Origin of the sequence: Bradyrhizobium sp. (assembly GCF_030693485.1) — a bacterium.
In the GTDB taxonomy this organism is placed as follows: domain Bacteria; phylum Pseudomonadota; class Alphaproteobacteria; order Rhizobiales; family Xanthobacteraceae; genus Bradyrhizobium.
Genome location: NZ_JAUYAN010000241.1, coordinates 1 through 12,279, shown reverse-complemented (window position 1 = coordinate 12,279; position 12,279 = coordinate 1). Strand labels below are relative to the sequence as shown.

The window sequence follows — 12,279 nt, the reverse complement described above, 5'->3', positions numbered from 1 at the left end:
TCGACCGAGCGCATGCCAAGCCAACAGACCGGGGAACGGACGGGGTCAAGGCCGTCAGCCGCCGAAGGCGGGGGCGCGCTTCGCGCCAGCCTTGAGGCCGGCCGATCACCGGTCTACTTCAGCACAGTTGCTCGGAGTGGGCCGGGATGGCGAAACATATAGCCTGATTTTTAGTTCCGATAAACAGAATTATTTTTGCGCGAGGGACTTGACATCATTTCCGATAAACGGAAGTGATTTGCCCGTCGGGTAGTCACACAGCACATCACGCTTGACGTCCATCGCACGGGTCATGCGCTCTTGCCACCACCTTCCGCGCCGGGATTGTCATCGCGGCGACGCCGAGCACGACGCAAGCCAGCCCGCTCCACGCTGTCGCCGTCAGGCTCTCACCGAGAAACACCACGCCGACCGTGACGCCGATCGGCACCCGCAAGTAAGCCTGCGCGGTGGTGCCGACCGAGCCCAGCGTCTGCACCAGCCGGAAATAGATCACGAAGGCCAGCGCGGTGGAAAACACCGCCAGCACCAGCAACGCCAGCATTGAACCGGCCGACGGCGCCAGCGTCCATGGCCGGTCCACCACGAGGCTGAGCGGAATCAGGATCGCCGCGCCCGCCAGCAGCGAGCCGGCGGCCGGCGCCATCGGATCGAGGCCTTTAAAGCCGCGTCCGAAGATCGCGGCACCCGCGTAGCAGATCGCGGCCAGCACGGCCACGATCTGCGCGACCAGCTGATCGCCCAGCCCATTCAGCGCCTCCACCCCGACGATCAGGCAGATGCCGGCCATCCCGGCACAGACGCCGAACAGCTTTCGGGGCGCCAGCGCCTCGTGGCGCGTGATGGCCAGCGTCAGGAAGAAGGTGAAGATCGGCGACGTCGAATTGAGAATGGTGGCGAGCCCGGCGTCCAGCGAGCGCACGCTCCAGGCCAGCATGGTCCAGGGGATCACGCTGTTGAGGCAGGCCTGCCACAGGAAGCGCCGCCAGGTCGCGGCGTCCATCGGAAGCGTTATGCCGCGCCAACGCATGATGATCAGGAGCAGCACTCCGGCGATCAGGGTGCGGGCAGCGATCAGGGTAACCGGTGGTATCGTCGCCACGCCGATCTTGATGAACGTATAGGAAGCGCCCCACAGCGTCGCGAGCGCCAAGAGCAGCGCCAGCTCCACGGCGATGCTGGGCGGGCGCGGATGGGAGGGGTGCATGAAGGCTGGTCCGTTCGCGTCTGTGTCGAGACGGACACTACCGGGTGGAGCGCTGATATATTTTCGTTGCGTGACGAAGTATGCTGACCGAGAGAGATCGTCATCCTGAGGTGCACGCCCACCTTGGGCGCGCCTCGAAGGATGGACCGCAAGCGAACTCCCTCTCATCCTTCGAGGCTCGCCGAAGAAGCTCGCACCTCCAGCGACAACGGCGGAGCCGTTGCGCGGCGATGACGGCCGAGGCGTTGCCCTAACTACAGCGGTCTCACCCCGCCGCCCCGACCTCGAACACGTCCCCGTCATATCCCGCTTCCAGCGGAATCCGCAGTTGCCGGCCGCCGTTGAGCCTGGTCATGACCGGCATCACGGTCACCACCGTCTTGCCCCTGGATTCCTCGAGCGCTGCGTGCACGCTTGGCTGCTTGCCGAGCCGGATCAGGTTGCGGGTGGTCGGGAATGGCAGCTTGAAGCGGCCGCTGTCGCCGCCTTCCAGAGCCTCGCGCGGCGACACCCAGATCGAATCGGTGGATTCCTTGCCGTCATGGGCGCCGGCCTGCTCCGGCGGCGCCGCTGCGAGGAAGAACCAGGTGTCGAACCGCTTCGGCATGCCCTCGGGCGTGATCCAGTGCGCATAGGGCACAAGTTCGTCGAGCGCCAGCACCATGCCGTTGTCGGTGAGAACTTTCAGAAATGTGATCTTGCTGTCGCAGAGGTCGGCGCGGTGCGCGGCCTCGATCTCGCTCGCTTTGGCGGCATCGACCAGCGCCTTCGATCCCCTCGGGCGCGCCAGCAGGATGCCGCTTTCCTCGAAGGTCTCGCGGATCGCGGCAATGCGAAAACTCAAGGTGGCGGCGTCGAGCCCCTCGCCGCCGGAATAAAGCGCGGGATCGGCGATGATCTCCTGATCGCCCTTGTCGACGCTGCCGCCGGGAAACACCAGCGCACCGGAGTTAAAGTCGATCTCGTAATGGCGCACCATCATGAAGATTTCGATTTCTCCGGCGGCGCTGTCGCGCAACAGCAGGATGGTCGATGCGGCGCGCGGCGGTTTGGCGGGTTCGCTGGACATGGGTCGCACTCCTGGTGGGACCCTCATCCTGAGGAGCGGTCCCCTTGGACCGCGTCTCGAAGGATGAGAGAGGTGGGCTCTCATGGTTCGAGACGGCGCTGAAGAAGCGCCTCCTCACCATGAGGGATCGAGTAGCTACTCCGCCGCGCTGGCTTGCGGCTGCAGGTTGGCGCGCTTGTCGACCCGGGCGACGCGCGACAAGAGGTAATCGACCTCGGCTTTCGCCGTGGCGGTGATGGTAGCGCCCGGCTTGCGCTGGGCCGATGACGCGATGATGCCGCGCTTCTGCAGCACGTATTTGCGCACCGCGAGGCCGGCACCGGGTTGCTGCTCGTAGCGGATCAGCGGCAGGTGGGCGTCGAACAGATCGTGCGCGGCGTCGCGCTTGCCGGCCTTCGAGAGGTTGACGACGTCGATCAGCAGCTCCGGGAAGGCATAGCCGGTCATGGCGCCGTCGACGCCGCGCTCCATCTCGAAATCGAGGAACAGCCCGCCATTGCCGACCAGAATCGACAGCGGCCGCAGCGAGCCGTCCTTCTGGAACGCGCGCAACGCGGAAATCTTTTCCAGCCCCGGCCAGTCCTCGTGCTTGAGCATCACGCAGGACGGCGAGTCCATCACGATCTTGCGGATCACGGCGGGCGTGAACACCACCGTCAGGGTCAGCGGATAATCCTGCAGTACCCAGGGAATGTCGTCGCCGATCGCTTCCTGGGCCTGCTTGAAATAGCCGGTGATCTGGTCGTCGGTGCGCAGATGCGGCGGCGGCGCGATCATGACGCCGGCAGCACCCGCATCCATCGATTTCAGCGCAAGCGAGCGCATGGTGGCAAAGCCCGGCGCGGAAACACCGACGATGATCTGCATGGTCTTCGCGCGCTTGACGAAGCGCACCGCGACCTGCTCGGCCTCGGCGGCATCGAGTTTCGGCGCCTCACCGAGAATGCCGAGCACCGTGACGCCGTCGCAGCCGACCTCGGCGTAGAAGTCCGTCAGCCGGTCGATCGACTTGTCGTCGATGCGGCCGTCATCGTGGAATGGCGTCGGCGCAATCGCGAAGGTGCCGGCGGCCTTGTGGGTGAGTTTGGTCATGAGTGCCTCTGTTTGCTGTCGTCATTCCGGGGCGGCTCGCAGAGCCGAACCCGGAATCTCGAGATTCTCAGGTACGCAATTGCGTACCATAGTTCGATGCTGCGCATCGCCCCGGAATGACGGTGAGTGTCAAAATCGCCGCGCACCCATCTTGATCTCTTCGTCGGTGAAGAAGATGTCGCTGGCGTGCTCGGCGATGTCCTGCGCCTTCCAGCCTTCGTGCGGTGGTTTCCAGCCTTCCTTTTCCATCATGCGCATTTCCCGTACCCCGCGCGGGCCGGAGACACCGAGCGTCTTGCCGGTCTGGTCGCCCGAGAGTTCGCTGACCATGTATAGCACGGCCGGCGCGATCCCATCAGGCCCCAGCGCCGCCTTGGGGTTTTCGATGTAGCGCGGCAGGTCGGCGGTCATGCGGGTCAGCGCGCCCGGGGCCAGGGTCCAGATCCGGATGTTGTATTTGCGGCCCTCGATCGCCAGCACGTTGGACAGTCCCCAGATGCCCCCCTTGGCCGAGCCGTAATTGCTCTGGCCGAAATTGCCTATCAAGCCCGAGGTCGAGGAGGTGTTGACGATGACGCCGCCACCGTTCTCGCGCATCCAGCGGAACACCGGCTGGGTGACGCAGAAGGTTCCCTTCAGGTGCACTTTCAGGACCTTGTCCCAGGCGGCTTCAGTCGCCTTGGCAAAGGTCTGGTCGAGCAGGATGCCGGCGTTGTTGACCAGGATATCGGCGCGGCCGAAATGCTTGATGGCGTCGTCGAACACCGACTGGCCGCCGGCCATGGTGGAGATATCGGCGCCATTGGCGACGGCGCGGCCGCCCTCGGCCTTGATCGCGTTGACCACCTGCTGCGCCATCGAGACGTCGGCGCCCGAGCCGTCGCGCGGTCCGCCGAGGTCGTTGACCACCACCGCCGCGCCCTCGCGCGCGAACAGTTTGGTATAGGCCTCGCCGAGCCCGCCCCCGGCGCCGGTAATGATGGCAACCTTGCCGTCGAGTAATCCCATGGTGTTTTGCTCCCCTGTATCTGCCGTCATTCCGGAGCGCGCGTGAGCGCCGACCCGGAATGACGAAGGAATTATCCCAGCACCGTGCGGCCGCTCTTGATCACGGTGACGTTGCGCGACTTCACCTTGGCTTCGAACGAAATCACATTGCCGTCCTTCCACATTTCCATGGTCACGGTCTCGCCGGGATAGACCGGCGAGGAGAACCGCACCGCGTGCTGCCTGAAGGCGCCGGCATCGTAGTCGGCATAGGTCTGCAGCACACCGCGGCAGGTGATGCCGTAGGTACACATGCCGTGCAGGATCGGCGCCGGGAAGCCGGCGCGTTTGGCGAATTCGGGATCCGAGTGCAGCGGATTGCGGTCGCCGCACAGGCGGTACACCAGCGCCTGGTCCGGACGGGTCGTGATATCGACGGTCTTGTCAGGCGCACGCGTCGGCATCTTGTGCGGTTCGGGCTGGCCTTCGGAAGGCCCGCCAAAGCCGCCGTCGCCGCGGGCGAAACGCGACGCCAAAAGGGTGGCCAAAGGCTCGCCCTTGTCGTCGCGCAGTATCGTCTTGTGGCGGATCACCGCGCCCTTGTCCTTGCCCTTGTCGAACACGTCGAGCACCGTGGAGTCGGCGGTGATGTTGGCGGCGGTCGAAAGCGGCTTGTGGAAGGTGATGTCGCGCTCGCCGTCGACCACCATGACGCGATTGAGATTCATCTCGCCGGGCCCGGCGCCCCAGGCCGCGACCGACGCAAAGGTCGGCACCACCTTCAGCGCGCGCGGCGTGGCGGTGGCCTCATTGACGAAGGCAAGCTCCCTCTCGTCCATGGGATCGGCGCCCATGCCGATGCCATAGGCGTACAGCATCACCTCGCGGTCGGTGTAGGAATATTTCTGCCCGAGATTCTTCAGCGCCATCAGCTCGTCGTACTTGATCGGCATGTTGTCTGCTCTCCCCGAATTTATTCTTTTAGCCGGCGCCCGTCGCATCGCCCCCTCCCCTTGTGGGAGAGGGCATCGCCGGGGCCCGCAACAAACTCACCTGGGAGAGGGGTTGCTTTAGCGAGCACACTGCCCGCGGAGAAAACCCCTCATCCGGCAGCCTTCGGCTGCCACCTTCTCCCACAAGGGGAGAAGGGAAGGCCTACACCGGCGTGAAGAACGGCAGCGGTGCGCCGTCGGTCGGCTTGAAGACGACCTTCACCTTCTGGCCGATCCTGAGTTTCTCCAGCTCGCAATCGACAAAATTGGTCTGCACCGACGGGCCTTCCTTCAACGTGACATAGCCGATCGCGTAAGGCCCGGTCGGGGATTTGCGCATCAGGCTGAACGTATAGATCTCGCCCTCGCCCGAGCTTTCCTCCCACACCGTCTGGTCGGAGAAACAGAACGGGCAGATCGCGCGCGGAAAGTAATGCGGCTCGCCGCAGGCGGTGCAGCGCTTGATCAGGAATTTGCCCTGCCTGGCGGCTTCCCAGAACGGCGCAGTTTCGGGATTGCCCTGCGGCGCCGGATATTTCCTTGCTTCAGCCATTACGCACGCTCCAGGATGCAGGTTGAGGCGGCGTGACGTACGCCGAGCAGGCCGCCGGTGCCGTGGGCGATGGCGAGATCGCAATTCGGTACCTGGACTTTCGGATGCGCTTCGCCGCGCAGCTGCCGCACGGCCTCGATGATCTTGGTGATGCCGCCGCGGTTGACCGGGTGATTGCTGCAGAGCCCGCCGCCGTCGGTGTTGAACGGCAGCTTGCCGACGCCGGAAATCAGATTGCCGTCGGAGACGAACTTGCCGCCCTCGCCCTTCTTGCAGAAGCCGAGGTCTTCAAGCTGCATCAGCACCGTGATGGTGAAGCTGTCGTAGATCGAGGCGTATTTGATGTCTTTCGGCGTGACGCCGGCTTCCTCGAAGGCACGCGGGCCGGACCAGACGCCGGCGGAGTAAGTGAGATCGAGGTCCTTGCCGCCACGCGGGCCCTTCATCGCCTCGCCATGGCCGATCAGGCGCACCAGCGGTTTCTTCAGGCTTTTCGCGATTTCGGGCGTGGTGACGATCAGCGCGCCGCCGCCGTCGGAGACGACACAGCAGTCCATCCGGTGCAGGGGATCGGAGATCAGCGGCGAATTCAGCACGTCCTCGACGGTGACGACATCCTTCAGCATGGCGTGCGGGTTGTACTGGGCGTGGTGCGAGGCCGCGACCTTGATCCAGGCCAGCTGTTCGCTGGTGGTGCCGTAGTCGTGCATGTGGCGCATGGCACACATGCCGTAGGCGTTGTGGGTGGTAGCGCCGTACGCTGTCTCGAAATCGGCCTCGGCGCCCTGCGCCCGCGGCGGCATCACGCCGGTGCGCGGCTTGCCGGCCAGCGTGATCAGCGCGATCGAGCACTTGCCGGCGGCGATGGCTTCGGCGGCATGGCCGAGATGGATCAGATAAGAACAGCCGCCGGTCTCGGTCGAATCCATGTGGCGGACCCGAAGACCGAGGTAATCGACCATCGGCCACAGCCCGCCGGGGGCGTCGCCGGCGCAGAAATAGCCGTCGATATCGGCCTTGGTCAGCCCGGCGTCTTCGATGGCGCCCTTGGCCACTTCGGCGTGCAGCTGCGCGGTGGATTTATCGGGTGCGTGCCGGGTCGGATGCTCGTAGATCCCGGCAATGTAGGCCTTGCCCTTGATGGTCAATAAAACTCTCCGCTGGTGTTTCTTCCCTGCGGATGTATTCGCGCGTCAGACCCGGGTTGGCAAGCGCCCGAAAGCGCAAGGCCCTATTCCGCCGCGATCTGCCGCGGCGCCGGCGGCGGGTTGACGAGGTCCCGGCTTAATTCCGCATAGCGGATTTTGGCCGCCTCTACCGCCTTCTCCTTGACCGGCCCGTAGCCGCGGATGCGGTCGGGCAGCGACAGAATCTCGATCGCCGTATCCAGCGTGACCGGCGACAACAGGCCAAGCACGGTGGCGACGTCCTTCTCGTAAGCGATGATCAGCTCGCGTTCGAGCTTGCGGTCGGCGCTGCGGCCGAAGATGTCGAACGCGGTGCCGCGCAGGGCCTTCATCTTCGCCAGCATGCGGAACGCCGGCATCATCCAGGCGCCGAAGGCGCGCTTCTTCGGCCGGCCCAGCGCGTCCTTGCCGCCGCCGAGGATCGGCGGGGCGAGGTTGAAGTTGAACTTGAAGTCGCCATCGAACTGGTCGCGCAGCTGCTTTTCGAAGCGGCCGTCGCTGAACAGCCGCGCCACTTCATACTCGTCCTTGTAGGCGAGCAGCTTGGCGTAGTTGATCGCGACGGCGCGGGCTAAGGCTTCGCCATAGCCGCCGTCGAACGCGGCGCTGCGCACCTTCGCCACCAGCTTGCGGTAGCGGTCGGCGAGCTTGCCGTCCTGATAGTCGGTCAAGAGCGCGCTGCGATGGGCAATGATCTCGTCGAGCGACATCGCCTCCAGCGTCTTCGGCGCCACGGTGTCGTCCTGGCCCTTCATCATCGCCACCAGCCGCGCCGGATCGGCGGCGGCCAGACGGCCCAGCTGGAACGCCTGGGTGTTCATCTTGATGGCGACGCCATTGACCTCGATCGCCTGCAAGATCGAAGCGGCCGACAGCGGCAGCATGCCCTTCTGATAGGCGTAGCCCATCATCATCATGTTGGTGGCGATGGAATCGCCAAGCAGCACTTCGGCGGGCTTCGTGAAGTCGAAGAACGAGGAGTCCTTGCGCAACGCCGTTTCCAGAACGTGGTTGACCTTGCGGGCCTGGAAATTGAAATCGCGGTTGAGGATGAAATCCGCGATCGGAATGAGGTGGGTATTGATGACGCCATAGGTGCGGCTGGACTCACACAGCGTCATGGTTTCCTTGGCGGCGGCGACGACTTCATCGGCGGCCAATACCAGGTCGGCGGTGCCGGTGACGATGCGCGAACAGGTGACGTCCGCGGTATGTTCGGACAGCCGGACATGGCTGAGCACCGCGCCGCCCTTCTGCGCGAGGCCGGACATGTCGAGGATCATGCTGGCCTTGCCCTCGATATGGGCGGCCATGCCGAGCAGCGCCCCGATGGTCAGCACGCCGGTGCCGCCGACGCCGCCGACTGCGACGTTATAGGGCCGCTCCAGCGTGGGCTTCGAAGCGGGCTCCGGCAATTCGCCGATCTCGCCGACGCCGGCCGGTGCGCGCTTGCGCAACTTGCCGCCGTCGACCGTGACGAAGGACGGACAAAAGCCCTTCACGCAGGAATAGTCCTTGTTGCAGGTCGACTGGTTGATGGTGCGCTTGCGACCGAGCTCGGTCTCCAGCGGCTCAACCGAGATACAATTGGATTGCACCGAACAGTCGCCGCAGCCTTCGCAGACCGCGGGATTGATCAGGACGCGGCGCGCCGGATCCTCCAGCGTGCCGCGCTTGCGGCGGCGGCGTTTTTCGGCGGCGCAGGTCTGCACGAACACGATGGCGGAGGCGCCCTTGACCAGGCGCAGCGTCTTCTGGACCGCGTCGAGGTCGTCGCGATGCGCGGTTTTGGTGCCCGGCGCGATGTCGGACGCTGGATACGCATCGGGATTTTCCGACACGAGGTAGATGTCGCGGATGCCTTCGGAGTGCAGCTGGAACGTGATCTGCTGCGGCGACAGATCGCCATCGACATGCTGGCCGCCGGTCATCGCGGTCGCGTCGTTATAGAGGATCTTGTAGGTGATGTTGGCGCCGGAGGCGACCGCCTGGCGGATCGCCAGACTGCCGGAATGGAAGTAGGTGCCGTCGCCGAGATTGGCGAAGACGTGCTGCTCGTCGGTAAAGGGAGCGACGCCGACCCACGGCACGCCCTCGCCGCCCATATGCGTAAACGTCTCGGTGTTGCGGTCCATCCAAATCGCCATGAAGTGACAGCCGATGCCCGCAAAGGCGCGGCTGCCCTCGGGCACCTTGGTCGAGCTGTTGTGCGGACAGCCCGAGCAGAAATACGGCGTACGGGTGATCGGCGACGCCGGCTGCATCTGGCTGGCGAGGCGGCCGTTGAACCAGTCGGCCTTGGCGCGCAGCATGGCCGCGATTTCGGGGTTGAGGTTGAGGCGCAACAGCCGCTCGGTGAGCGAGCTTGCCAGTGAAGCGACCGAGAGTTCTTCGGCGAACGGCAGAAAGCGCTTGTCCAGCTCGTCCATCTTGCCGACGATCCGCGGGCGGACGTTGTGGTTGAACAGCTCCTGCTTGACCTGGTTCTCGACGATCTCGCGGCGCTCTTCGATGATGAAGATCTCTTCCAGGCCGAGCGCGAATTCACGCACGCCCTGCGGCTCCAGCGGCCATGGCATGCCGATCTTGTAGAGCCGCAGGCCAATCTTGGCGGCGACCTCCGGCGTGATGCCAAGTTCGCGCAGCGCCTGCCTGATATCCTCGTAGCTCTTGCCCGAGGCCATGATGCCGAATCGCGCGTTCGGCGAATCCATGGTGATGCGGTTGACCTTGTTGGCACGGGCAAACGCAACCGCGGCATAGCCCTTGTAGTCCTGCAGGCGGCGGTCCTGCTCGTAGCGGTCGTCGGGCCAGCGCAGGTTGAGGCCGCCCGGCGGCATATCGAAATCGGTCGGGATGATGAACTGCTTCAGTTCATCGTTGAGATCGATCTCCGCCGTGGTCTCGACGGTCTCGGTGATCACCTTCATGCCGACCCAGCATCCGCTGTAGCGCGACATCGCGATGCCGAGCAGGCCCATCTCGATCATTTCGTGGATGCTGGAGGGATAGAGATAGGGCATCAGCGCCGAGATGAAGGCGTGATCCGACTGATGCGGCACGGTGGAGGATTTGGCGCCGTGATCGTCGCCGGCGAGGCACAGCACGCCGCCGGTCTTGGCCGAGCCCGCGGCATTGCCGTGGCGGAACACGTCGCCGCAGCGGTCGACGCCGGGGCCCTTGCCGTACCAGATGCCGACCACGCCGTCATGCCGGGCGCCCTTCGACAGATTGAGCTGCTGCGAGCCCCAGATCGCGGTCGCCGCGAGGTCCTCGTTCACGCCGGGCTGGAATTTGACGTTGTACTGCTCGAGGTGTTTGCGCGCGGCGAACAGCTGCTGGTCGTAGCCGCCGAGCGGCGAACCGCGGTAGCCCGTGACAAAACCCGCGGTGTTGAGACCGGCGGCGCGATCGCGGCGGATCTGCGCCATCGGCAGCCGGACCAGGGCCTGGATGCCCGTCATGAAGACATGGCCCGAGCCTTGCGTGTATTTCTGGTCCAGACTGATCGGACCCTGATTGATTCCCATTCCACCCTCTTCGAGCCGCCGCGTTGGGGCTTTTCAGCTAATCTTTTTCCTAGCTTGGAGCCAGTCTATGTCGCTTTTCGCGGAACGCGCATCACAAATCTCGGTATTGGAGCCCCGCGTCCAAAGATCGCAATTTCGTGGCCCTGCGCCCGTCCCGCCCATTCGGGTTATGTCGCCGGCAGGCCTTCGCGCGAAACGACGTAACGCCGGTGCCGGACGGCCGGAAGCTCTTGTGCACTGCGTCAGCAAGCGATTCTACCGGCGCGTCTCGTCGAAGACGAATTTCGGCATTTCCCATTTGTAGCGGATCGCCAGCAGGCGAAACGACAGGCCGAGGACGAAGGTCAGGGCCGTCCACCATTCCGGATTCAGATTCAGCCCGGATCCAGCGGCGTAAAACAGCCCCGTGACGATCGAAACGCTGGCGTAGAGTTCGGCGCGAAACAGCAGCGGCACGTCGTTGCAGAGGATGTCGCGCAGTACGCCGCCGGCGCAGCCGGTGATCATCCCCGCCACCACCACGATGATGAGCGACGAAGACGGGTCGATTTGGCGGGCGACGTCGCAACCCGCCATGGTGAAAACCACCAGACCGATCGCGTCCAGCACCAGAAACGCCGTGGTCAGCCGATGCACCAGCCGCGCCATCAGGACGGTGGCGAGCGCAGCGCCCGCGGTGAGCAGCAGAAAGGACGGATGCCGGACCCAGACCAGCGGGTAATGTCCGAGCAGGACATCGCGGATCGTGCCGCCGCCGAGCGCTGTAATGCAGCCCAGCATGCATACGCCGGCCCAATCCATGCTGCGCCTTCCCGCGGCGAGCGCCGCGGTCATCGCCTGCGCCGCGAGTGCGACCAGCGTCAGCGCATACAGGACGATATCGCTGGACGGCAGGCCCCACATTGCGAATCCCCCTCAAGCAATGTTCTGGAACTTACGGGGTGGGTTCCATTCTTGACAGGCCAAAATGAATGGCAGCTATGCTCTGCATTCGCACAAAAGCCGGCAACTTCCGGAACCCTCCCATTCCCCGGAGGTTGTTACGGGACAACGGAGGAACTTATCCATGGCCATCAATCCGGACGATCCCTATCGCACCAATCCCGCCGACAGCGACATTCGCCGCCAGTCCCGCCCCGACAGCGAGTTGCAGGCTGATCCCGTACTGGCCGAGGGTCCTGCCAGCGGCGGCAAGGTTGCGATGTTCGCCATCGCCATCGCGGTGGTGTTGGGCGCGGTTTTCTATGGGCTGAACAATTCGACGGTCAATGAAGCCGGCACCACGCCGACCACTTCGACGGCTCAAAACACGGAGCGCACGTCGCCTCCGACAGCGCCCACCGGCATGCGTGACGTGACGCCGCGCTCCAATACGGAACCCGGCACGACGACCGGCGCAGCCCCGGCGCGCCCAACTCCGCCGGCACCGGCTCCCGCGGTCAATCCGCCGGCCAGCCCCGCTCCCAGCAGGTAACGCGGGCAGCGACGATTTGAACCAGCGACGCGGCGGGCAAGCAATTGCCCGCCGCGTTTTTGTGTGCGGTCGAGATGCTACCACGACTGTTGCTCGGAAAAGCTCGTCGCCCCGGCCTGACCGGGGACCCAGTACGCCGCGGCTTCTCGGGTCCTTCGCTGATGTCTCTGGATATTGGGTCGCCCGAT

The 12,279-nt window shown here is 64.7% G+C and carries 10 protein-coding genes; 1 reads left to right on the top strand and 9 read right to left on the bottom strand.

Annotation, left to right across the window (positions count from 1 at the left end; translation table 11 throughout):
* Window positions 1–265: 265 nt before the first annotated feature.
* The 9 genes from Q8N40_RS17815 to Q8N40_RS17775 all read right to left on the bottom strand — a co-directional run bounded on the left by Q8N40_RS17815 (window position 266) and on the right by Q8N40_RS17775 (window position 11,520).
* Window positions 266–1,207, bottom strand: coding sequence for a DMT family transporter (locus tag Q8N40_RS17815; protein ID WP_305712743.1), 942 nt, complete (start codon window positions 1,205–1,207; stop codon window positions 266–268).
* Between the two features lie 265 nt (window positions 1,208–1,472).
* Entirely contained in the window at window positions 1,473–2,276 is an 804-nt protein-coding gene (locus Q8N40_RS17810; protein ID WP_305712742.1) for an NUDIX hydrolase, read from the bottom strand.
* A 135-nt stretch (window positions 2,277–2,411) separates the two neighbouring features.
* A complete protein-coding gene (locus Q8N40_RS17805) occupies window positions 2,412–3,368 on the bottom strand; it encodes a dihydrodipicolinate synthase family protein (RefSeq protein ID WP_305712741.1) in 957 nt (318 codons plus the stop codon).
* 129 nt (window positions 3,369–3,497) lie between these two features.
* A complete protein-coding gene (locus tag Q8N40_RS17800) occupies window positions 3,498–4,376 on the bottom strand; it encodes an SDR family oxidoreductase (RefSeq protein ID WP_305712740.1) in 879 nt (292 codons plus the stop codon).
* A 71-nt stretch (window positions 4,377–4,447) separates the two neighbouring features.
* Window positions 4,448–5,308 carry a MaoC family dehydratase gene (locus tag Q8N40_RS17795; protein WP_305322453.1) on the bottom strand — a complete coding sequence of 287 codons (861 nt, stop codon included), beginning with the start codon at window positions 5,306–5,308 and terminating at the stop codon, window positions 4,448–4,450.
* A 202-nt stretch (window positions 5,309–5,510) separates the two neighbouring features.
* On the bottom strand, window positions 5,511–5,900 hold the full coding sequence (locus Q8N40_RS17790; protein ID WP_305322454.1) for a Zn-ribbon domain-containing OB-fold protein: 390 nt from the start codon (window positions 5,898–5,900) through the stop codon (window positions 5,511–5,513).
* On the bottom strand, window positions 5,900–7,048 hold the full coding sequence (locus Q8N40_RS17785) for a thiolase domain-containing protein (protein ID WP_305712739.1): 1,149 nt from the start codon (window positions 7,046–7,048) through the stop codon (window positions 5,900–5,902). Before Q8N40_RS17785 ends, Q8N40_RS17790 begins: the two co-directional genes overlap by 1 nt.
* A gap of 83 nt (window positions 7,049–7,131) precedes the next feature.
* Window positions 7,132–10,617 carry an indolepyruvate ferredoxin oxidoreductase family protein gene (locus tag Q8N40_RS17780; RefSeq protein ID WP_305712738.1) on the bottom strand — a complete coding sequence of 1,162 codons (3,486 nt, stop codon included), beginning with the start codon at window positions 10,615–10,617 and terminating at the stop codon, window positions 7,132–7,134.
* Between the two features lie 255 nt (window positions 10,618–10,872).
* Entirely contained in the window at window positions 10,873–11,520 is a 648-nt protein-coding gene (locus tag Q8N40_RS17775) for a trimeric intracellular cation channel family protein (protein WP_305712737.1), read from the bottom strand.
* Window positions 11,521–11,683: 163 nt separating this feature from the next.
* On the opposite strand from Q8N40_RS17775, the gene Q8N40_RS17770 reads away from it, so the two are divergent.
* Entirely contained in the window at window positions 11,684–12,091 is a 408-nt protein-coding gene (locus tag Q8N40_RS17770; RefSeq protein WP_305712736.1) for a hypothetical protein, read from the top strand.
* Window positions 12,092–12,279: the final 188 nt, after the last annotated feature.

Excerpts from the sequence above, each read along its gene's own strand:
- Q8N40_RS17810 (WP_305712742.1), bottom strand. The coding sequence starts at position 2,276 with ATGTCCAGCGAACCCGCCAAACCGCCGCGCGCCGCATCGACCATCCTG.
- Q8N40_RS17780 (WP_305712738.1), bottom strand. The coding sequence starts at position 10,617 with ATGGGAATCAATCAGGGTCCGATCAGTCTGGACCAGAAATACACGCAA.
- Q8N40_RS17795 (WP_305322453.1), bottom strand. The coding sequence starts at position 5,308 with ATGCCGATCAAGTACGACGAGCTGATGGCGCTGAAGAATCTCGGGCAG.
- Q8N40_RS17790 (WP_305322454.1), bottom strand. The coding sequence starts at position 5,900 with ATGGCTGAAGCAAGGAAATATCCGGCGCCGCAGGGCAATCCCGAAACT.
- Q8N40_RS17770 (WP_305712736.1), top strand. The coding sequence starts at position 11,684 with ATGGCCATCAATCCGGACGATCCCTATCGCACCAATCCCGCCGACAGC.
- Q8N40_RS17815 (WP_305712743.1), bottom strand. The coding sequence starts at position 1,207 with ATGCACCCCTCCCATCCGCGCCCGCCCAGCATCGCCGTGGAGCTGGCG.
- Q8N40_RS17800 (WP_305712740.1), bottom strand. The coding sequence starts at position 4,376 with ATGGGATTACTCGACGGCAAGGTTGCCATCATTACCGGCGCCGGGGGC.
- Q8N40_RS17775 (WP_305712737.1), bottom strand. The coding sequence starts at position 11,520 with ATGTGGGGCCTGCCGTCCAGCGATATCGTCCTGTATGCGCTGACGCTG.
- Q8N40_RS17805 (WP_305712741.1), bottom strand. The coding sequence starts at position 3,368 with ATGACCAAACTCACCCACAAGGCCGCCGGCACCTTCGCGATTGCGCCG.